At 67.2% G+C, this 21567-nt stretch carries 13 protein-coding genes; 8 read left to right on the top strand and 5 right to left on the bottom strand.

Annotated features, from left to right (window positions below; all coding sequences use genetic code 11):
• Positions 1-136 precede the first annotated feature (136 nt).
• Positions 137-4519: an FtsK/SpoIIIE domain-containing protein gene (locus ACZ7L4_RS18055; RefSeq protein ID WP_472104054.1), complete on the top strand. Its 4383-nt coding sequence runs from the start codon at positions 137-139 to the stop codon at positions 4517-4519.
• An 83-nt stretch (positions 4520-4602) separates the two neighbouring features.
• On the opposite strand, the gene ACZ7L4_RS18050 is transcribed toward ACZ7L4_RS18055, so the two are convergent.
• From ACZ7L4_RS18050 to ACZ7L4_RS18035, 4 genes are all read right to left on the bottom strand, one after another.
• Positions 4603-5931, bottom strand: a complete 1329-nt coding sequence (locus ACZ7L4_RS18050; protein WP_472103557.1) for a hypothetical protein — start codon at positions 5929-5931, stop codon at positions 4603-4605.
• Between the two features lie 10 nt (positions 5932-5941).
• The gene (locus ACZ7L4_RS18045; RefSeq protein ID WP_472103556.1) at positions 5942-6637 is read right to left on the bottom strand and encodes a hypothetical protein; all 696 of its coding nucleotides are present in this window, start codon (positions 6635-6637) and stop codon (positions 5942-5944) included.
• Positions 6638-6668: 31 nt separating this feature from the next.
• Complete coding sequence (locus ACZ7L4_RS18040; protein ID WP_472103554.1) at positions 6669-6974, bottom strand: hypothetical protein; 306 nt, start codon at positions 6972-6974, stop codon at positions 6669-6671.
• Between the two features lie 70 nt (positions 6975-7044).
• On the bottom strand, positions 7045-7344 hold the full coding sequence (locus ACZ7L4_RS18035; RefSeq protein ID WP_385770051.1) for a WXG100 family type VII secretion target: 300 nt from the start codon (positions 7342-7344) through the stop codon (positions 7045-7047).
• Positions 7345-7499: 155 nt separating this feature from the next.
• Here ACZ7L4_RS18035 and ACZ7L4_RS18030 point away from each other — a divergent pair, with 155 nt between their 5' ends.
• From ACZ7L4_RS18030 to ACZ7L4_RS18015, 4 genes are all read left to right on the top strand, one after another.
• Positions 7500-8267: a phosphotransferase gene (locus ACZ7L4_RS18030; RefSeq protein WP_472103552.1), complete on the top strand. Its 768-nt coding sequence runs from the start codon at positions 7500-7502 to the stop codon at positions 8265-8267.
• Between the two features lie 473 nt (positions 8268-8740).
• Entirely contained in the window at positions 8741-9064 is a 324-nt protein-coding gene (locus ACZ7L4_RS18025) for a WXG100 family type VII secretion target (protein ID WP_472103550.1), read from the top strand.
• Between the two features lie 7 nt (positions 9065-9071).
• Positions 9072-10304, top strand: coding sequence for a WXG100 family type VII secretion target (locus ACZ7L4_RS18020; protein WP_472103548.1), 1233 nt, complete (start codon positions 9072-9074; stop codon positions 10302-10304).
• A gap of 17 nt (positions 10305-10321) precedes the next feature.
• Complete coding sequence (locus ACZ7L4_RS18015; protein ID WP_472103546.1) at positions 10322-10846, top strand: hypothetical protein; 525 nt, start codon at positions 10322-10324, stop codon at positions 10844-10846.
• A 187-nt stretch (positions 10847-11033) separates the two neighbouring features.
• Here ACZ7L4_RS18015 and ACZ7L4_RS18010 read toward each other — a convergent pair whose 3' ends face one another.
• Entirely contained in the window at positions 11034-11732 is a 699-nt protein-coding gene (locus ACZ7L4_RS18010; RefSeq protein WP_472104052.1) for an 8-oxoguanine DNA glycosylase OGG fold protein, read from the bottom strand.
• Positions 11733-12376: 644 nt separating this feature from the next.
• Between ACZ7L4_RS18010 and ACZ7L4_RS18005 the strand changes: the two genes are divergently transcribed.
• From ACZ7L4_RS18005 to ACZ7L4_RS17995, 3 genes are read left to right on the top strand one after another with little or no spacing between them, the layout of a single operon-like run.
• Positions 12377-15535 (top strand): helicase-related protein, encoded by a 3159-nt coding sequence (locus ACZ7L4_RS18005; RefSeq protein WP_472103544.1) that lies wholly within the window; start codon positions 12377-12379, stop codon positions 15533-15535.
• Positions 15532-18312, top strand: coding sequence for a DUF1156 domain-containing protein (locus ACZ7L4_RS18000; RefSeq protein ID WP_472103543.1), 2781 nt, complete (start codon positions 15532-15534; stop codon positions 18310-18312). Before ACZ7L4_RS18005 ends, ACZ7L4_RS18000 begins: the two co-directional genes overlap by 4 nt.
• 2 nt (positions 18313-18314) lie before the next feature.
• Positions 18315-21290 (top strand): DUF499 domain-containing protein, encoded by a 2976-nt coding sequence (locus ACZ7L4_RS17995; RefSeq protein WP_472103540.1) that lies wholly within the window; start codon positions 18315-18317, stop codon positions 21288-21290.
• Positions 21291-21567 lie beyond the last annotated feature (277 nt).

Raw genomic sequence — 21567 nt, 5'->3', positions numbered from 1 at the left:
CGCGGATGGTTCACAGGAAAGTTCCGTGAACCGTCCGCCGACCTGCCCCGTAGTCCCGTCAGTGGTGCGGGAGCCGCCGATCAAGGTTCCCGAATCCCCTCATTCACGCCGGTTGGAGGACGTTTTCGTGTCGTTGATGTTGACCGTGGTCGAGGCGGGTGGTGACGCGTTCGACGTCCATCTCGACGCCGACCCCGACACGCCCATGAGCGCTGTCGCGGAGGCGCTTGCCGGGGCGGGAGGCGTCCACCGGCCCCCGGAGGGCCTCGGCCTGTACGCCGACGACCGGCTGCTCCCCGCCGACCTGCGGCTGCGGGACGCCCCGCTCAAGCACGCCGCGATCGTGGGCCTCGGCCGCCCGGCGGGCGCCGCGTCCGCCGAACCGGACGGGCTCGTCGAGGTGCGCGCGGTCGGCGGCCCCGGCGCGGGCTCCGTGCACCGGCTCGACATGGGCGAGTACCGGATCGGCCTCGGCCACGACGGCTCCGCGCAGGTGCTGCGCGCCGTCCCCGAGCGGCCGTCGGCCGTGCTCACGGTCGGCCCCGGCGGACGCTGCAGGATCGCGCCCGACGCCGGCGGCGACACCGCGCAGCTCGACCGCGAGGCCCTCACCGAGGCCACGTCCTGGCCCGTCGGCGGCCAACTCCTCGTCGGCGGCACCCTGTTGGAGCTCGCGCTGCCGCAGAAGCCGGACGCCGCGCTCCAGCCCTCCGAGGACGGCGCCGGCTGGGACTACAACCGGCCGCCGCGGCTGCACCCCGCCGAGCGCGCCACCCACTTCGCGCTGCCCTCGCCGCCCGCCCCGCTCGCCGCCCGGCCGCTGCCGTGGATCACCGCCGCGGCCCCGATCGTGATGGCCGTCGTGGGCGCGCTGGCCTTCGACCGCATGACGATGCTGCTGTTCGGGCTGCTGTCCCCGGTCGTGATCGTCGGCAACTACGTGATGAGCCGCCGCACCGGCAAGCAGTCCCACTCCGACAGCGTCGCCGAGTTCGAGGCGAAGAAGGCCCGCATCGAGGGCGACGCCAACGAGGCCCTGACGGCCGAACGCACCGCCCGCCGCCGCGGCTTCCCCGACCCGGCCGAGGTCGTCCTCACCGCCGTGGGCCCCCGGCGCCGCCTCTGGGAGCGCCGCGCCACCGACGGCGACTTCCTCGAACTGCGCGTCGGCACCCACGACATGGAATCCGACGTCGTCCTCCACGACCCGACGAAGGACGAGCACCGCCGCCAGGACCCGTGGACCGCGTACGACGTGCCCGTGACGGTCCCGCTGCGCGAGCACCACGTCCTCGGCATCGCGGGCCAGGGCCCCGCCGCGCGCTCCGTCGCCCGCTGGGCCGTCGCCCAGGCCGCCGTCCTGCACAGCCCCCGCGACCTCCAGATCCACCTGCTGACCACCGGCGAACAGGGCCGCGACGGCTGGTCCTGGCTGCGCTGGCTCCCGCATGTCCGCAAGAAGTCCGGCGACACCCCGGCGTCCATCGGCTACGGCACCGAGAGCTGTGCCCGCCGCGTCGCCGAACTCACCGCGCTGATCGCCGAACGCGCCACCGCCACGGCGGCCGAGCGGCGCGGCAAGCCTGCGGGACCCGACGTCCTCGTCGTCCTCGACGGCGCCCGCAGGCTGCGCTCGCTGCCCGGCGTGACCCAGATCCTGCGCGAGGGCCCGGCCGTCGGCGTCCGCGCGGTCTGCCTCGACGCCGAGGAGCTGCTGCTGCCCGAGGAGTGCCTCGCCGTCGTCGCCGAGGAGCCCGGCGGCACCGTCCGGGTGGGCCGTTCGGGCCGCGGCACCGTCACCGGCGTCCGGCCCGACCTGGTCTCCGTCGACTACTGCCGTTCCCTTGCCCGCGCGATGGGCCCGCTGCGCGACCCGGGCGGCGGCGACGAGGAGGCCAACGTGCTGCCCGCCTCCGCGCGCCTGCTCGACGTCATCGCCCTCGACCCGCCGCAGGCCTCCGGCATCCGCTCCCGCTGGACGGCCGGCGGCCGCTCCACCCGCGCGGCGGTCGGCGTCTCCCTGGACGGCCCGTTCCACCTGGACCTGAAGCGCGACGGCCCGCACGGCCTCGTCGCGGGCACCACAGGATCCGGCAAGTCCGAACTCCTCCAGACCATCGTCGCCTCCCTCGCCGTGGCGAACCGCCCCGACGCGATGACCTTCGTACTGGTCGACTACAAGGGCGGCTCCGCGTTCAAGGACTGCGTCGACCTGCCGCACACGGTGGGCATGGTCACCGACCTCGACGCGCACCTCGTCGAGCGCGCCCTGGTGTCCCTGACGGCCGAACTCACCCGCCGCGAGCACATCCTCGCGGCAGCCGGGGCCAAGGACATCGAGGACTACGTCGACCTCCTGGAGCGCGAACCGGGCGCGGGCCGCGACCCGATGCCCCGACTCCTCATCGTCATCGACGAGTTCGCCTCGATGGTCCGCGACCTGCCCGACTTCGTGAAGGGCCTCGTCAACATCGCCCAGCGGGGCCGCTCGCTCGGCATCCACCTGATCCTCGCGACCCAGCGCCCCAGCGGCGTCGTCTCCTCCGAGATCCGCGCCAACACCAACCTGCGCATCGCGCTCCGGGTCACCGACTCCGGCGAGAGCCAGGACGTCATCAACTCCGGTGAGGCGGCCGGGATTTCGCAGAGCAACCCGGGGCGGGCGTACGTCCGCCTCGGCCAGAACTCCCTCGTCCCGTTCCAGTCGGGCCGGGTCGGTGGCCGCCGCCCCGGCGCGCAGGCGAGCTCCCTGCCCGCGCCCTGGGCCGTCGCCGTCGGCTGGGAACGGCTCGGCGACCCGCTCCCGGCGCGGCCCCGCGCCGCCGCCGCGCCCGCCGAGGTCGAGACCGACCTCACCGGGCTCGTCACGGCGATCCGCGAGGCCGACCGCGAGATGGGCATCCCCCGGCAGCACAGCCCCTGGCTCCCGCCGCTGCCCGAGGCCCTCGTCACCCGCGAACTCCCGGCGCCCGCGGCCACGACGTACGACCTCCAGCCCGTCGCGTACGGCGTCGTGGACCTGCCCGCGCAGCAGGCCAGGCAGCCCCTGGTCATCGACCCGGCGACCCTCGGCCACCTGCACGTCGTCGGCTCGCCCCGCCAAGGCAGGTCACAGACGCTGCGCACCATCGCGGGCGCCATGGCCCTCGCGCACGGCGCCGACAAGCTGCACATGTACGGCATCGACTGCGGCAACGGCGCACTCCTTCCCATCGAGGGCCTGCCGCACTGCGGCGCCATCACCCAGCGCACCCAGCCCGACCGCGTCGCCCGGCTCCTCGCCCGCCTCACCAAGGAGCTGACCCGCCGCCAGGAGATGCTCGCCGCCCGCGGCAGCGCCGACCTGCCGGAACTGCGCCGCGCGCTCCCGGAGGCCGAACGCCCGCCGCACATCGTCCTGTTCATCGACCGCTGGGAGGTCTTCGACAAGCAGCTCGGCGAGTACGACTCCGGGAACCTGCTGACCTCCGTCATGAACCTGCTGCGGGACGGGGCGAGCGTCGGCATCCACCTGCTGATGACCGGCGACCGCGCACTGTTCTCCAGCCGCGTCAACGGCACCACCGAGGACAAGCTCGTCCTCAAGCTGAACGAGAAGTCCGAGTACGGCGCCATCGGCATCACCCAGCGCAACGTCCCCGACGAGATCCCGCCGGGCCGCGCCTTCCGCGCCGCCGACAAGGCAGAGGTGCAGATCGCGCTCCTCACGGACAACCCGGAGGGGCAGGCGCAGGCGGGGGAGCTGCACCGGATCGCCGAGCACTGCCGGTCGCAGGCGGCCCAACTGCCGTCCACGAGAAACCCGTTCCGCGTCGACACGCTGCCGGACCGGCTCAGCTGGGAGGAGGCGACCCGGTACCTGCCGCGGCCGCTGCCGTCCGCGCACTGGGCCATCGCGGGCGTCGGCGGGGACGAACTCCTCGCCCACGGGCCCGACTTCTCGGTCACGCCGACGTTCCTCGTCGCGGGGCCCGCACGCTCGGGCCGCACCACCGTCCTCGCGACGCTCGCCATGTCGCTGCTCTCGGTGCGCAGGCCCATCGTCATCGGCGCCCCCGCCAAGTCGCAGCTGCGCCAACTGGCGGGCCGCCCAGGCGTCCTCGCGGTCTACGACGAGTCCGACATCGACCCCAAGGCCCTGGAGGAGGTCCTCGCCTCCGCGCCGAAGGGCGCCGTGGTGATCCTGGACGACGCCGACCTGCTGCTGAAGACGAAGGCCGAACCGGTCCTCACCCAGATCGCCAAGACCGGCGCGGAGAACGGCCGCGGCCTGGTCATCGCCGGCCAGACCGACCGCCTCTCCTCCGGCTTCTCCGGCTGGCACACGGAGGCCCGCCGCAACCGCTGCGGCCTGCTCCTGAAGCCGCAGAACATGAGCGACGGCGAGCTGATCGGCGTCAAGATCCCCCGCAGCCGCCTCAACGCCCCCACCGCAGGGCGGGCGATCCTGCACCTCGGCGACGGGGTGCTGCGCACGGTCCAGGTACCGGAGACGGTGCTGCCGCCGGCGCTGAACTGACCCTTCGTACATACGAATTGAGGGCTCCTTCCCCGGCCGTGGCGGGGGAAGGAGCCCTCAACGCGTAGGGGGCCGCGGCCCGGTCAGGTGGTGCCCGGAAGATAACTGGAGTCGTGGGCCTGCTTACCGGTGTGCCCCGCGTAGGCGGCCGGTCCATAGATGAGTCCGGCGACCCCCAGGAAGAAGCCCGCCACCTCCGTACGGGACCAGCTGCCGACGACACCCAGCACCGCGCCGACGCCCGGCATCTTGATGGGCAGCTTCTGGAAGTCGACCAAGGCGTTGATGCTCTGGTTCAGAGAAGTGCTCAGTGCGCCCATCGGGTTCTTGGGGAACTCCTTCAGCCACTTCAGGTCGTCGATCTTGGAGCCGATCCCCTTCAGGGCCTTGCCGATGTCACCGGGGAGGTCCTTGAAGGAGTCGAGGGAGTTCTTGATGGTGGTGGGGAGGTTCTTGACCGTGGGGATGATCTCCTTGAACTCGCCCCCGGCGCCCTTGAGCAGCGTGCCGATCGAGCCGCCAGCCTTGAAGATCGCGCCGGCGCCGAGTCCGAGCCCGATGACACTCAGGACCATGTCGAGCGGATCCCATTCACCGGTCTGGATGCTCTTGGCGATGTTGATGCCGAACGCCGCGGCACTGAACGCGAAGCTGCCGATCGTCAGGGCGAGTCCGAGGCCCTGAAGACCGGGGATCAGCATGGCCAGCACGCCCAGGACGCCGCCGATGATGCCGAAGGCGAGGCTGAGCTTGTCGCGGATCTTCTCCCAGATGCTCTTGCCGGCGACCGCCTCGTCCCGCGCCTCGTCCAGCGCCCGGGCCGCGGTGGCGGCGTCCCCCTCGCGCACCTCCCGCGCGTCCTCCGCGAGCAGTCGGGCCGCGTCGAGATCGTCCTGCGCCTCGTTGGCGTGCCCCTGTGCGGTGGACCGCCGGGTGTTGGCCTCGTCCAGGGCGCGCCTCGTGTTCTGCCGTGCCTCGTGCTCGTCCGGAGGAGGCATGGCACCGTCCAGCCGCCCGATGTCGGCCCCGGCCGCGGCCACCACCGCCGTCGCCGACTCCAGCCGCTCCTTGGCCTTCTGCCCGTCCGCCAGCGCGTCGTCGGCCTTCTTCTGCATGTCACGCAGGGAGTGCGTGTACCTGCTCAGCGCGGTCGCCGCCTGATCGTACGAACTGTGCAGCTTGCGCACCTGGTTGGCCAGATCGCCGAGCTTGTCCCGGAGCTTCTCCATGGACTTTCCCTCGCCCACCTGCTGGTTCTCCAGCTGGGTGACGAGCGGAAGGGCGTCGCCCGCGTCGTTGGCCACGGAGCGGTAGCTGTTCGCGAGCTTCTCTAGAAGGTCCGCGTCGCCCGGAGTCGGGTCGTCGGAGAACCCGAAGACCCGTTCCCATTCGGATACCTCTGGCCGCACCATGGTCGCGACCTCACTTTCCTGTGTCTTCGGTGCTCGAGGGGGCCTCACCCGGCGTGGTGGGCGGGTCCTCGAAGTGGAACGAATCGGCGATCGCGTCGAAGACCTCGTAGAACTGGTCCGCCAGGTTCATGCTGGTGGTCGAGCAGGCGAGCACCAGATAGTCCCGGCTGTCGGGCACCGGGATCAGGGTGTGCCGCATCGCCGTGGGCACCCGCCGCCCCTTGATGTCGACCTCCTCGATCCGGGTGATCCGGCCCGCCGGGCCCACCATGGGCAGATCCACCATCTCGACCTCGCCCACCGGCAGTCCGGAGCCCTCCGCCTCGGTGCCGAGCTGCATGGCCGCCGCGATGACCAGGTCCGCGAGGTCCTCCGACTGGTCCTCGGGCACGGACACCCGCAGCACGATCGTGGTGGCGCTGAGCACCACGGGCCCGTCGCTGTAGTTGAGGACCCTGAGCATCCCCGACGCCTGGAGCGCACCTTGCGCGTACGCGTCGCGGGCGGTGCGCCGGGTGTCGCGCACCAGCGTGTCCACCTGCTCGCGGGAGAGCCCGGGGACGCCCTTCACCTGGGCCTCGACCTTGCGGCGGATCGAGGCGTCCCGGGTGCCGGGGTCCAGGTCGAGGTGCCACCACGAACCGGGGAACTTCAGGCGGTAGCCGGCGGGCGCCCCGGGCGGCCGCTCCGTGACCGGATGCGTCATGACGCGATTCCCTTCTGCACGACGCTTCTTGTCACGCGTCCTTCTCCAGCGCCTCGGCGCTCTCGTCGTCCGTCTTCGTGAAGTTCTCGGCGATCTTGTCGGTGTTCTCCACGAAGACCTTCACGTTGTCGGCGACCCGCTCGTGCCCCGCCACCCAGTCCTTGTCGAACTGGTCGAGCGCGTCGGCGAGGGTGTCGTCACCGACGAAGTCCTTGAACGACTTGTCGTCGCCCGCGGCGTGGAAGAGGGTCGCGGAGTTCCCGATCAGCTCCCCGATGCTCTCGAGCTCCTTGGCGGTGTCCTTCAGATCCTGCACGGGAACGCTGATGCGCCCCATCGATGTCTCCTTCCCGCTCCGGCAGCCCGGCCCCGCCCCCAGCGAGGGCGGAGCCGGACATGAGGAGACATCAGCCGATGGAGCCGGACGTCTGGTCGTCGGTGTCGACGAAGGCGTCGGCGACCTGCTTGATGAACTCGCTGACACCCTGCAGGCCCTCGATGGCCTTCTCCGTGCCGTTCTTGTACTCCTCCCAGAACGGGCGGAACTTGGACTCGGACCCCGGCGTCGCGTACGCCGCCTCGACCATCTCGTCCATCTTGGTGTTGGCCTCGTGCAGGCTCTGCTGCATGAGCTCCTTCTGGTTCTGCAGCCAGACCGACGCCTCCCGCATCTCGTCCGGGCTGATCTGAATGTTGCCGCCGGCCATCTCGCGTCCTTCTCTCGTCTCGACTCGCCGCGGTCGTAGATCCGCGCACAGTGGGCTCTACGGGGCGTCTGACGAGGCGGTTCACGGGTGGACGGGGGCTGTTGCGGAACGGTGACGAAAGGGGTGGGGCGGGCAGCGACGTGCAGGATGACCTCATGGAGTCGGAGGCGAACGAGCGGAACGAGGCGTCCCTGGAGAACGAAGTACCGCTGCCCGGCGGCCGCATGACGCCCGGAGTGGTGAAGGTCGCAGACACGGTGCGCCGCCCTGCGACCCCGTCCTCCCGCTTCACCGTGGAATTACTGACCCACCTCCACCACCAGGGCTTCACCGGCGCCCCGCGGCACCTCGGCTTCGACGAGCACGGCCGCGAGATCCTCACCTACATACCGGGCTGGGTACCCGCACGCTTCCAGACGTGGAGCACGGACCAGGTCGCCGCCGCGGGCACCCTGCTCCGCGCCTTCCACGACGCCACCCGCAACAGCGACCTCACCGGCCCCCGCCCGGTGATCTGCCATCACGACCCGGGCCCGAACAACACGGTGTTCTCGGCCGGCGTCCCAGTGGCCTTCATCGACTTCGACACGGCGGCTCCTGGCGACCCCCTGGAAGACCTCGGCTACATGGCGTGGACCTGGTGCATCAGCTCAAAACCCACAGCACCCCCAGCAACGTCCCAAGCCGCCCGGCTCCGCACCCTCACCGACGCATACGGCCTGGACGCCGCCTCCCGCGCGCACCTGCTGGACGCGGTTCTGACCCGCCAACTCCGCAACGCCGAATGGTGGCGCACCCACCTCACATCCCCGCCCCCGCGAGCGGCGGACCCCCACCAGATCCGCGATCGCATCCACTGGTCCGAAGAGGAACACGCCTTCACGACAACCCACAGCAAGATCTTCGCGGCAGCCCTGACCTGAGCTTGTCCGCCACCGCCACCCCCTGACCAGCAAAAAGGCCCTACCGGAGTAGGACCTAGGAAAGGCGCCCCCGGCGGGAGCCGCTGACGATGGCTGGTCGTGAGGGCGGGGGTGATCTGCGGATTTGGGCGACGGTGCGGGTAGAGGGGCGGGGGCGGCTGGTGCCCGTCGGGCTGCCGGGCTCCGCTGGCGACAGCGAGTCGTGAGGGGGGCGGACTCGCGCTCCGGCCCGAAGTGCGAGTCCGCTCCGGCTTTCGCTCTCGGCTATCTCCAGGCAGTGAGCAGGTCTTCGGGGTGAGGTTGGTGAAGTCTCGTGGGGTTGATCACCCGGGAACTTCGACCCACATTCGACACAGGGCTGAGCGAGAGGCATACCCTCCGGCGGCCGACTGGTTCGGTGGATCGCTTCTCTGTCAGAGGCGTGCGATACGTTCGAGTTTCTTGATCGACTGGACTCGAGGGGAGCGAGTGACGTGAGCGAGCGCATGCGGGTGGACACCGACGAACTCAGAGATGCCGCACCGGTCTTCCACCGCCAGAGCGACCAATTGCGTGACGCCCTGCACACACTCCAGTCTCGCCTTTCTGCCTTGGGTGCTCCCTGGGGAGACGACGAGCAGGGGAGCGACTTCCATGCGAAGTACGGCCCGGCCAAGAAGGGCGTCGACAAGGCCGGCGCCACGCTCGTGACTGGCCTGGAGTCGATCGGCGACGCGCTGAAGGCGATGTCCGACAACCACGACGAGAACGAACTGGCGACCAAGGACGTCTTCGACTCCGCCACCAAGGAGCACTGACCCACTGGTGGATGTCGAGGAGATACTCAAGGACGCCCTGCTCAAGCTGGGCATGTGGTGGCCGGACGCCGACTCGGGCCAACTGCGCGAAGCTGCCTCCGCCTGGCGCGCCTTCGCCGAGGCGGTCGACGACGTCACCGCGCTCACGCACAAGTCGGCCCGCAGCATCATCGATGGCAACGAGGGCCAGTCCATCGAGGCTTTCGGCGAGTTCTGGGCGCGCTATCACAAGGGTGCGAAGTCCGGCTGGCTCGACGACCTCGCCGAATCGGCACGTTCGATGGCCAAGGCCCTCGACAAGTACGCGGACACCGTCGACGAGGCGATCAGCCACCTGCGTACCGAGATCGGGATTGCCGCTGCCGCACTTGGCGCGGGCGTCCTGCTTGCAATCGTCACAGGAGGTGCGGCGGCCGCGGCGGGTACGGCAGCGGCCGAGGCAGTGATCGCGACGTCCGCGAGCATCGGCGTCACAGTGTCGGCCGAGATTGCCGGTGTCATCGGTATGACCATGACCGGAGTCGCGTTCGGCGCCATCGAATCCATCGCCGTAGACCTCGCCGTCGCTCAGCCCTTGCACATTGCCGCAGGCGACCAGGAGAGCATCAGCCTTGAGCACGCCCGCGAGGCCGGAGTGGACGGCGCTGTCCTGGGCGGAGCCCTCGCCGGTGCCAGCAGCTCGGCCTCGGCCATCAAGAACGCGGGCGGCATCAAGACCGTTCTCAACTCGATCGACATGCCGGCCCTCAACGTCGGACCCTCACGCCTGGCTCCGGCGGGTGCGGGTGCAGGCATTGCTGGTGGCGGCGGGACCGGCTTCAAAGACATCTGGATCGCCTGGAAAGAGCTTCCAAAGGAGGTCCTGGAGAACTTCCTCCGGGGCAATAGGTTCAACAAGGCGAACTACCCGCGCTATCCCGCCAACGAGGTGCACCTCGAGAACGGGAAGCGCCTGGACTCCTACAACCCCGGCAAGGAGATCGTCTCCCGGAAGCACACCCAGCTCGGCGAGGTCGACTCCAAGACGGCACGCAGCTACTTGGACGAGATCGTCAGCAAGTACGAGCCGGACACGATCATCCGCAGCAACAAGTACCCCGACCTAGATGGGGCCCCGCTCCAAGGTGAAATGATCCTTGAGGTGCCGGTGCAAAGTACTCCCGTCCCGCAGGAGATCATCGAGTACGCCCAGGAACTGGACATCGCCATCCGCGACCCTCTGGGAAACATCTACACGTAACGAAGGGGAATCGGACCATGTCCGTCGTGTATTGCCAGCGGTGGAACAAGCGGCTGAGCAAGCCCATCAAGCCGCTGTCCGTGCAGGAAGCCGAGGCCGCCCACAAGGCCGGAACCCCGTACTGCGCTGCCTCGGTGGATGACGAGAGTGGGCGCGTCGACCGCGTTGTCGAACTCGCGCTGCGCAGTGGTCACGCCAGGGTGTACTTCTTCGACATCCACACGCGCGTCGAGATGATCTACACGTTCGGCCCGAGCGATGACCGCCTTTTCCTGCGGAACATCACCACCTACCACTACGGCGACTCCGACGAGTACCTCGGTATGTCGCAGGCGCAGCGCCTGGAGCAGGACGACTTCAACACCGACGGCACCGGCCGCCACCAGGTCGACGACGAGGCCACCGACGAGCACTACGAGGAGAGCCTGACCCTCAAGCCCGACGGCTCCATGGACTTCCTCTGGGAGGCGGTGCCAGAGTTCGGCGGGTACACATCCCTGGCACGAGTTTCGCGCAGCGCACCGCCGATCGCCTTTGGGTGACTGGTGCTCTCAACACGGGGCAATTAACCGGTGCTCTGTGACTGCCAGCAGTACGGAAACGACCTTCATCATCATGGTCTTGAGGGCTGGAAACGCATCTGTTTGTAAACGCGTTACTCCTCCTCGGGCGGGATGAGGCAAGGGTAGTGGCCCTGCTGGAAACCGAGTCGACAACGCGGTTCGCCGATCAGGGCCTGAACAGCCAGCGTTCGATCTCGTCGATGCCGATGCGACGCCCGACCTGCCTGCCCTCCTCGTGAGCCCAGCGTTCAAGGAGCGCGCAGTACCGGACGTAGGTGCTGGTCGGCCACCCGTCCTCACCGAGCGAGTCCCACTTGCAGGTGTGCCTGAGTGCGGCGGCTACTTGAGAGTCGAGGATCACGCACGGGTGGTCGAGAGCGCCTCTGCCGGCGAAGTACAAGAACTTGGTCGAGAACGCCGGGCCCAGATACGCAATCGCGTTGCGGCCTCCTGGGCGTAGAGCTTCGTACGCCCGCGCCGGATCCTCGCTGGCCGCCTGCAAAGCCTTGCGCAGAGCCGCCACGGCTGAGGACGGGTCTTCTGCTACAGCACGGATCCGTTGGCGGTTGAGACGGAGTTTCATGCCGCTGCCCCAGGCGAGGACTCGCCACAGAAACCGCAGCAGCTCCTCTTCGGAGGTGGCACCAAGGTCGGCCGCATCCGTGAACAAGTCGCCGCGACTCAGCTGCGTGACAGCTGGCCGGGTTACGGGTGCACCGGGCAGGCGAGCGGCGGCTATCTCGTTGCTCCACCAGTCGGCGGCGATGGTGATGGTGTGACCATCGATCCGCTCTGACCTCTGCTTGGCAAGAGCCTCACGGCACTCGCGGGGCAACCGCAATTGAGACAGGTGGGTGGGCGCCATGTCTCCATCCTGCCTCGCAGGAGGACAGGAAGGAGCGGGGATGCCGAGCTCGATGGCGGTCTGCTTGGCCTGCTTGCCGGAGCGGACCAGCGCGATGGCCCGCGCCCGGAACTCCGGAGGATAGGGACGAGGCATGACTGCCAGCCTTCCGTGAAGGGTCAACCGTTTAGCCACCAGAACTGGAACCCAGGACATGGGACAGGACATCTGAACTGGCTTGCCCTGCAGGGTGGGTGGGAAGGATGTCGCTGCGATGGAGGTGCTGACACATGCTCACGGACGCTGGTCGCGTTCGCAGTGACACCTGACGCGATCACACTTTGATCACGCAATCTCTACGCCACCCTCTCGGCGTGCATGATGATCCACACGACCGTTAACCAGTCTCGGTTCATCTCCAAGGGGGGCACGTCAGCGGCGTGCGCGAGTGCGGCGTCCCAGAGGTTTTTGTTAACCAACTCTTCTAAAAACACGTGCAGTTCTGCACAATTCTCGGTGGTGTCCGGGGGGTGCTGGGCGCCGCGAAGGACTTCTGGTGGGCGTGTCCCGGTGGACGCTGTCGGCCGTGAGCGGGGTTAGATGTGAGCGGGAATGGCTCGGGCGATTTACCGTCCCCTGGTAGCCAACTCTTCATCGACGGGGGGATGGCTACTGTCGTCGCGGCTGCCGGTGCCGGCGATGGCGTCGACCTCGTCGTGCGCCGCAGTGACGGCACGCTCACCGACGTCGCGGTGAGCTTTGCTGAACTGCATGCGGCTGTTGTGCCTGCCAATGACGCCGATGGTGATCCTGCCCGGGCGCTGGTCGCACTGTGGGGCCGGTGGATGCAGTACGCCGTGCCCCGTATCCGCTCTGCTGTCCTCGCCACCCGCCCGCTGCGGCCGTATGCGCACCAGGACGAGGCTGTATTCAGTCACATGCTGGCCCAGCCGCGCCTGCGATTCCTGCTCGCCGATGAACCGGGTACCGGCAAGACGATCATGTCAGGCATGTACATCGCCGAGGGGACGCGGCGAGGTTTGATACCTGGCAAAACGGTGATCATCGTACCCGCGCATCTCGTGGAGAAGTGGAAGCGGGACTTGCGTCGCTACTTCGCGATTGAGGCGGCCACGGTCACCCCCGACGTGGCCAGGGATCCTCGCGACCTTGACCCGCGCGTCAGTGTGTGGGTCGTGAGTGTGGACCTGTACACCTACAATACGGACGTTCGACGCAAGATTTCCGGGGTCCGGGCATCGTGGTCGCTCACGGTCTTCGATGAGGCGCACCGGCTGACTCCTACTTCTCAGTACCTGGGCGCCGCAAGGGATGTGGCGAGCCGCACCCACCACCTCCTGCTTCTGACTGCAACGCCGCACCGGGGCAAGGAGCACTACTTCCGTGGCCTGCTCAGCCTCCTCGACCCCACGCTGTACCCCTGGGACTCGCGACAGACCGAATACGACAATGCGCTGCGGCCCTCGGCGTTGTCCTTTTTGCGGAGGATGAAGGAGGAGCTGAAGGACTTCGAGGGGAATGATCTCTTCCCGCCTCGCTACGCCGAGACTGTGTCGGTCGACCTCAGCGGCCCCGAACTCGCGGCTTACACCGCGGTGATGGACTACGTCGACACCTACTACGGCGAGAACGCAACGCTGGCCCGCTCGATCTACGGCAAGCGGGCCGCCTCTGCACTGGTGGCTGCTGCCGCCACGATCACACGGCGGCACGAGGCCCTCAAGGGCCCAGCGGTCGGCCGAGTCAACGGCCCCATACCTGACGAGTTCACTCAGGGCGACGGTTCAGTGAACCTTGCTGTCGAGGACGACGAGGCGTGGGAGCGTGCCGAGGGCATCGTCGTCAACGCCCGCAGCCGAAGCAAGAGTGAAGAGCTCACGGCGATTGACGGCGTCATTGCGGCCATTCGGCTGGCCACGACCGCTGGCCCCTCCACGAAGTGGCTCCGCACCCAGAAGCTTCTCACCCACCATGGCATCGCACCGGGGCAAGGCCAGCTGCTCATCTTTACCGAGTTCGCCGACACTGCCCGCTGGCTCGCCAGTCAGTTCAGCCACGACGGGTATAGCGTCGAGACCCTCGAGGGTGCAGTCAGGCACCATGAGCGCGACCAGCTCCAGCAGCGTTTTCTCGCTGGTGAGTTCCAGGTCCTGGTCTCCACCGACGCTGGCGGCGAGGGCATCGACCTACAGTCCGCCCACGTCATGATTAACTGGGATATTCCGTGGTCCCTCGTCCGCCTCGAACAGCGCATGGGTCGATTGCACCGTATCGGCCAGACCAAGCCGGTGCACATCTACCACCTCGTTGCGCCCGATACCCGTGAGGGCCGGGTTCAGGAGGTCATGCTCGGCAACCTGGAGGCCGCTGGAGAGGCGCTCGACGGGCGGATCTTCGATCTGCTCGACGCGACCGCCGCCCGGGCTGGCTTCGACTACACGCGCGCGCTCATCGACGCTCAAGCCGGTCAGGCCGTCACGGTTCCCAATACATCCGAGTTATTGTGCAAGGCACAGGAGTTGGTCAACGACGAGGACCGGCTTCACACGCCCGCCAACACCGAGGCCGCGCTGGATCGGTTCCGTAGCGATCGCCTTGAGGCGATCAACCCCGTCATTGTTGACGGCTTCGTCGACCAGCTCGCCCGTGCTGAGCAGTGGCGCCTCGGCCCGGGGCCGGCAAAGGGTATCCGCCGAATCAATTCGGCCCGGCTGCTGCCGGTAACCTTCGGCGGTGAGCACGAGGCGCTGGTCGCTGCTGACGGTTCTTCCGTGCGGCAGGCGATCAATGACGGGGCTCAAGGGCTAGATGACGTCATCGTGCTTGGGCCTACCGAAGAGTCATTTGCTGAACTGACCGACCTTGCGCTGCGTACCGGCGAGAGCGAGCTCTTCCGGGGCACGGTCCTCAGCGACCCCGCGTCGCTGACGAACTACACCATCCTGGTCTACGACGCCGAGGTCGAGGTACACGACGGCATCCGCCGGCAGCGGCGCAAGTCCCCGGTCCTTGTCCGGTACTCCGGCGCCGGAGCATTCGAGAGCGCTTGGGAGTCCCTCATGTTGCTCCGGCCAATCGGTGCCAGTCGTGTCGCGCCAACCCTGTCGCCAGCGCTGAGGCACGACAGCGAACTGGAAGCCCGCGAGGCGCTCACGCGCGAGGTCCTCCGCGCGCGGGCGGAGCGGGAGGCTTGGGTCGACAAGGCGCGCCAGCAGCTTGACCAAGTCGAGTACCGCTACATGGATGAGCTCGAGGATCTGCCCGCCACCGAACGGCGTGAGCGGATGTCTCGCTTCGAGGAGCTCAAGCGCCACCGTCTCGCGCAGCTCGATGACATTAACAAGGTCGGGCAGAGCGCTCCCCGCTTGGTCGGTTGGGCACACGTCATCGGTGAGGCCCGCGCCGATCAGCTCGGCTACGACCCGGACAGCGAGGCGGTCGCGGTGGCTACCGTTCTGGCCGAGCTGGACCGGCTCGGGTTCGACGTGGACGACCGTCAGACCGCTGGCGTCGGTTACGACCTGCTCGCCCGGCACGGCACGACCCGAGAACAACGCCTCGTTGAGGTCAAGGGCTTCTATGCAGGCTTGGAGCCGGTGTGGCTGGAGCAGCACGAGTGGGCTCAGGCGCAGCAGCGCGGCCAGGACTACTGGCTCTACGTCGTTGCCGATTGCGCCGTATCGCCGACAGTCCTCGTCCGTGCCCAAGACCCGGCTGGGTTGCTAGCCACCGGGCCACGGCGCATCGAGCGGTTTCAGATCAAGGTTGCCGACCTACGTCGGCTGATGGGAGAACATCGGTGACCACCACCCAAGTGCCGTCGACTTGCGCAACTGGCAACGCGGATCCCGTCAGTGACGTACGCAGCCGCCTGATCGACCAATGGTTCCCGTGCTCCTCGGTTGACGCTGCCGTCGGCACTCCGGCGGGATCCGGCCGGAGCGAGAAGGCGCTCTTCACCTGGTTCGCTTCTCGCCCTATCGCGCAGGCCCGTGCCGCCGTACTTACCACCCTGCTACCTGACCGCGATGACCTTCACACAGATGTCCGACTGGCCGTAGAGGCGGGCAGCAGCGTTGCGCTGGGGCGTCTTCGAGAAGCCATCGCGGAGGAGTACCCTTCCGGCCGCCCCGTCGTACTCGACATCTTCAGCGGCCGAGGCATCATTCCTCTTGAGGCAGCGCGCCTAGGCGCGACAGCTGTCGGAACAGACCTCAGCCCGGTCGCAACGTTGGGTGGCCGTCTCCTGGCTGACTACCCGCTGCGCGACTGGTCGACTGAGGCTGCTGTTCCCTTTGCCAGTGGAGCCGAGCCGGAAGACGGACTCTTCAGCGATGATGAGCCGCGGCTGCTGCGTGATGTCCGCGCCGTGCTCGCTGAAGTGAACAAGCGTGTGGCTAAGGCTGTCGCGCCCTACTACCCGGCCGATATTCGCGGCAAGGTGCCCTGGGCGTATCTGTGGGCCGTCAGCATCCCCTGTGACCAGTGTCGCCGACGCTTCCCGCTCGTCGGCGGCATGCGGCTGCAGTTTCCCTCTGGGCGCGAGGGGGACTATGGGCAGTCGCTCGAACTCGTCATCGACGGGGACCGGTGGCGTCCCCAGGTCGTGGGTGGAGGCCCCACCCAGCAGCCGACGTTCTCGGCCGCGGCGGGCCGCAAGGGCAAGAGTGCTCGCTGCCCGTTTCCGTCCTGCGGACACGTCCACACGCTCGATACCGTCAAGGCGAAGGGTTTCGGCGGCCAGTATGAGGACGAACTCCTCGCCGTCGGCGAGGAGAACGAGGGAGTCGGCAAGACCTTCCGTGCCCCGACGGCTGACGAGATGACAGCTGCGAAGTCCGTCGACCTTGCCCAACTCGAAAGCTTCGGACCCTTCACTGCTGTTCCAGACGAGATGATCCCGCCTGGTAACCAAGACACAATCCGGGCCAGTGGCTACGGCTACCGCACCTACGGCGCCCTCATGAACGACCGGCAGGCTCTTCTCTTCGCGGAGACAGTTCGCGCTATTCGGGGCATTCGCGCAGACCTTTTGACTGCGCGACTCACCACCGACTACGCGGACGCGCTTACGGCCTATGCGGCAGCGAACATGCAGCGACGACTCCGGCGCTCTACCCGAGGCGCAAAGCTCGCTGCCTTCGGTGGCAACGCCTCGCGCAAGGGCACGTGGGTCCAGGTCCACGACATCTTCGCGGACGAGAGCAAGGTGTCCTTCCAGTTCGATTACCTTGAGGCCGGGCCGGGCACCGGGCCGGGCACCTGGGACAGTGTCTCTGACAGCGGCCTGCAGGCGCTCAAGAAGGTCATCCAAGGAAACGATGCAGGACGGCCGGGCCGATTCCGCCGCGCCTCCGCGATAGCCCTCCCCTTCCGCGACGGGTCGGTGGATGCGGTCGTAACCGACCCGCCGTACTACAACATGATCGACTATGCCGATGCGTCGGATCTCTTTCACGTCTGGCTGAAGCGCTGCCTCTTCGACGTGTTCCCCGATCTTTTCGATGTTCCAGGGCTGCAGGACAAGACCGACGAGATCATCGTTAAGCGCGGCAATGCTCCGGGTGAGCACCGAACCCGCGACTTCTACGAGCAAATGCTCAGCCGTGCTTTCGGCGAGGCACGGCGCGTGCTGCGACTCGACGGTCACCTCGTCGTTGTGTTCGGGCACTCCGATCCTGACGCGTGGCGCCGGCTGCTTGGAGCCCTTTACGATGCTGGTTTCGTCGTCACCAGCTCGTGGCCGTCGAGGACCGAGACGGCCTCGACCGGGGTGGCGAGCATTAAGGTTACAGTCGCGATCGGCTGTCGCGTTGCTGCCGTGAACCGGCCGGTCGCCACCGCCGCTCAGGTCGACCGTGAGGTCGCCGAGCGAGTCAAGACCGCCGTACGGGAGTGGGACCGTGACGGTTTGGCCCTTAATGACCAGCTCATGGCCGCTTATGGGCCAGCGATGGAGGTCTTCGGCCGGTACTCCAAGGTTCTCAAGCCTGACGGCAGTCAGGCCGAGCTCGACCGCTGCCTCACGCTGGCGCGCACCGCGGTCCGCGACGCCACAGCGCTCAAGCTGGATGAGCTGCCCCTTGAGACCTTTGACGCACCGACCCGGTTCGCTGTCTTCTGGCAGCGGCTCTTCGCGCGGTCGGACGTTCCCAAGGGCGAGGCCCGATTTCAGGCGCAGGCGGACAACCTCCGTCTGGAGGATCTGCGCGGTGCGCTACTCACGGAGAGTAAGAGCGGCTACAAGTTGCGTCTCGATGCCCCGAGCGCCGTCAACGACAAGTCTTCTACGTTCGAGGTGGTTCGGGCTATGGCCGCTGCCTGGGACCAGGGCGCCACCGAAGGTGTTGCCGCTGTCGTCGCTGAGTCTGACCAGCAGCCCACTGACGCGCATCTGTGGGCGGTCGTCGGGGAGATCCTTGCCCAGCTGCCTCCCAGCGACACAGTGGCCAAGGCTCTTACCGCTGTTCAGCGCAACGCAGGCACTATCGCCAACCTTGCGCACCGCGTCGCCACTGAGCTTGCTACCAGCGAGCGCAACGACCAGCTCATCCTGCCGTTCACCACCAAGGAGTCCTGAGCATGTCGACCAGCACGACTTCCCACTGGGCTGATGTCCTCACGCTCCGACCCGAGGTCACCGCGTCCGACGGCTCAGTTGGCGAGCTGCAGATGAGTCTGCACAAAGCCGTTTACCAGACCGTTGACGTGCCGTACCGCAAGGTCGACTACTACGGTGACATCACCCAGCCGACCCCGAATCTCGTTGGCTTCTTCAGCCGCGTTGCTCGTCGGCTAGGTACCGATGCCGAGACCACGGCGCTGTTCCACCTGGACCAAGGCATGGGCGGAGGCAAGAGCCATGCCCTTGTTGGGCTCTACCACATGGCCAATTCGCCGCAGGACTTCTTTGCCACGGAGCTGGGCCGGAAGGTCCGGAGCGAAGCGGGGCAGGGTGGCCGCGACGTAGACCTCACCGGCGCCCAGGCCGTAGTTCTCACGGCCGACTACTTCAGCCCAGGTAGGCCCAGCGAGACATTTGGCCCGGCCACGAACCTGTTCGAGCGATTCCTCTGGTCGCTGACGGGCGGCGATATGGACCGTTACCAACGTTACGTCGATGGCGGGCCAAACAAGGGGACACTGCAGCAAGCGCTCAGCGACGCGGGACGGCCGGTACTAATTCTGCTTGACGAGCTCATGGACTACGTGCTGCAGCTCGCCGATGCGACCAACGTCGACCGCATGCCCAACGAGAAGGCATTCCTAAACGCCCTCATGGACGCCTGCGACGACGTTCCTCGCGTCGTATGTGTCGTGGTCATGATACGGAGCGAATTGGACGAGCGCGGGTATCCGCCGCTCGCCGATGATTTCCGTAGCTATGTGTCTGACCGGCTCGTGCGTAACGGCCCGGATGGCAGGGTTGCGGTGACTGAGTCCCACGACTTCGCCTCGATCATCCAGCGCCGCCTGTTCGAGCCGGCCAAGGTGGGAGCTGCGGCGTCGCACGTTGCCAAGCAGTACGAAACGATAGGCGATACCGCATGGCGAGACAAAGTGCTCGACAAGCTTGGCCCGAACCGTGCGTTGACAGGCTTCGCCGAGCGAGTCGAAGCAAGCTATCCCTTCCACCCCGAGCTCATGCGACTGGTACGAGAGGAGTGGTCACAGGTCCAGAACTTCCAGCGTGTTCGCTCCACGGTCGCGATCTTCGCCCGGACCGCGCTGCACTGGGTTACTGAGCACCAGGCGGGGCGCTGGGCGCCAGCCCTCATCGGCGTAGGCGACATCCCCCTCACCACCGCGCTCGAGCAGTTGTTGTCCTCCGGCCTCTTCATGGGCAACGACCGGGCCATCCAGGGCTATCGCTCCGTCGCCACCACCGACATCATCAGCACAGACGGGTCCGCAGGTCGCGCTGTCGCCATCGACCAGCGGCTGCGCATTGCCGGTGTCACCGCCCGCCAGGACCATGCGGGCGTGCGCATGGCTAGCGCCCTGTTCTGCTATTCGATGGTCGCCCGCCCCCGCGGCGGTCGGGGGGCGACTAAGGCCGAGATGCTCGCGGCCATCCTCGAGCCGACCCCGAAGCCTGGTTCCCCCTATACAGACGCTGAGGAGATCTTCAACGCCCTTACCGGCGAGGATGGCCTTGGCGCACTTGAGATCACCCAGCCGACCAACGCCCCCGGGCGCTATTACCTGTCCATCAGGCAGACGCTGCGGATGTACTTCACCGCATCCCTTGCGCTCGTGGATCCACCCTCGTGCGAAAGGCTGGTCTGGGATCAGACGCAGAGACTTGCTCGGCGCGGAACCTTCGACGAGATCCGCTTCATCGACGCGCCGATTGCTACTGGGGACATCGACCTACCGCGCACATTTGACGGGGTGGACTCAGCCGTTACTCGCCTCGTGGTGCTCGATTCGCGTCGTTGGACTCTGCTAAACGGCAAGGACACTGTCAGCCGCTCGGAAATTACCGCTCTTCTTGGGCTCGGACCCGACGCTCTCCGCGTGGACAATGCCGCCAGCTGCGTCGTGGCCTGTGTTAACACACAGCGGCGGGACGTGGCGCGCAAGCGAGCCAGGGAGGTCCTTGCTTGGCGCAGTGTGCTTAAGCAGATTAGCCCTGAGGACGTCGACGAATTCCGAGAAGCTACGACCAAGGTGACTGAGGCTGAGGACAAGCTCAAGAAGGACATCGAAAAGGCCTTCCAGCACTACGCTTACCTTGTCCGAGCCTCGGACGGGCTGCATGTGGAGTTCAAACGACTTGACGACGACGGCAAGACATCCCTGCACGGCGATCAGGTGTGGGCGGCGCTCGTCGAGGCTGGTCGCGCAACGAATACGACAGGGCTCTCGGCAGACTATCTCGCAGCCCTGCTGGATAATTTCGAGCGAACACTGACACCGCGTGAAGTCGTGCAATCTTTCTATAAGAACTCGATGTTCCCCCTGGTTGCCGCGACTGACGAGATACGCCAGGCAATCTTCGCTCTACTTCGAAGCGGCTGGGAACTGGCAGACTCCGACGGTGACAAGCTCGCCATCGCTTCCCCGGAACAAATCTCGATCGGTTCCATCAGTCAAAGTCTTCGCCGCGCCGTCAAGGCGGCCGAGGCTGTGCCTGCCGCCGGTGTTCCGTCTAAGGGCACGACGACGATCCCGATCCCTAAGCAGCTGGGCGAGCCAGTCGGAGCCGGAGAGCCGAGCGGATTATTTGGCGTCGACGACCAGGACTATCGGGCGACGGCAGGACGGGTCAGCGAGACGGGCACCGGAGATGGCACCCCCGGCAGCTCGGATCCCACCTCCTTCAAGCGATATATCGTTGAACTCACCAACCGCAGCATTACTGCCCCGGAGGCCCGTGAGGAGGTCTGGCAACTCCTTAAGGAGCTGAGCAAGGTCCTAGACGCACCCAGCGCTAACCATCAACTCGTGAGCCTGAGCTTCACGCTTATCACCACGGAGGGCGCGCAGGGGGCCATTGAGCAAAAGGCCACACAGGTAGGGGCGCGCGTTAGGGTCGAGGACGACGATTTCTAACCGGCCGGGCAGCGTGAGCGGACTCCTAGAAGCTGGATTGCGCGCGGACCGCGCAGCGGATTGACCTATGGCGAACCGCGATTCGCCGGTGGCTGGAAGTCGAAGTGGCCTGCCAGGTACGCAGGGTATGACGCTATCTGAGGGCGTTGAGCGCGGGCTGTTGGCTGGTCGGCAGCTCCGATTCGGTGCGAATCATGTCAACTGCGCTACACGCCTCGGGCGCTGCTGTTGTCCGGGTTCTGTGTTTCCTTAGCTCGGGGACCGCTGGTGGGGTTGA

This window comes from Streptomyces sp. NPDC107575 (assembly GCF_055657265.1).
This window is presented reverse-complemented; position numbering and strand designations above follow the sequence as displayed.

Coding starts and splice junctions, on each gene's coding strand:
- ACZ7L4_RS18030 (WP_472103552.1), top strand. CDS start 7,500: ATGGAGTCGGAGGCGAACGAGCGGAACGAGGCGTCCCTGGAGAACGAA.
- ACZ7L4_RS18035 (WP_385770051.1), bottom strand. CDS start 7,344: ATGGCCGGCGGCAACATTCAGATCAGCCCGGACGAGATGCGGGAGGCG.
- ACZ7L4_RS18050 (WP_472103557.1), bottom strand. CDS start 5,931: ATGGTGCGGCCAGAGGTATCCGAATGGGAACGGGTCTTCGGGTTCTCC.
- ACZ7L4_RS18015 (WP_472103546.1), top strand. CDS start 10,322: ATGTCCGTCGTGTATTGCCAGCGGTGGAACAAGCGGCTGAGCAAGCCC.
- ACZ7L4_RS18055 (WP_472104054.1), top strand. CDS start 137: ATGTTGACCGTGGTCGAGGCGGGTGGTGACGCGTTCGACGTCCATCTC.
- ACZ7L4_RS18010 (WP_472104052.1), bottom strand. CDS start 11,732: ATGGCGCCCACCCACCTGTCTCAATTGCGGTTGCCCCGCGAGTGCCGT.
- ACZ7L4_RS18040 (WP_472103554.1), bottom strand. CDS start 6,974: ATGGGGCGCATCAGCGTTCCCGTGCAGGATCTGAAGGACACCGCCAAG.
- ACZ7L4_RS18045 (WP_472103556.1), bottom strand. CDS start 6,637: ATGACGCATCCGGTCACGGAGCGGCCGCCCGGGGCGCCCGCCGGCTAC.
- ACZ7L4_RS18005 (WP_472103544.1), top strand. CDS start 12,377: ATGGCTACTGTCGTCGCGGCTGCCGGTGCCGGCGATGGCGTCGACCTC.
- ACZ7L4_RS17995 (WP_472103540.1), top strand. CDS start 18,315: ATGTCGACCAGCACGACTTCCCACTGGGCTGATGTCCTCACGCTCCGA.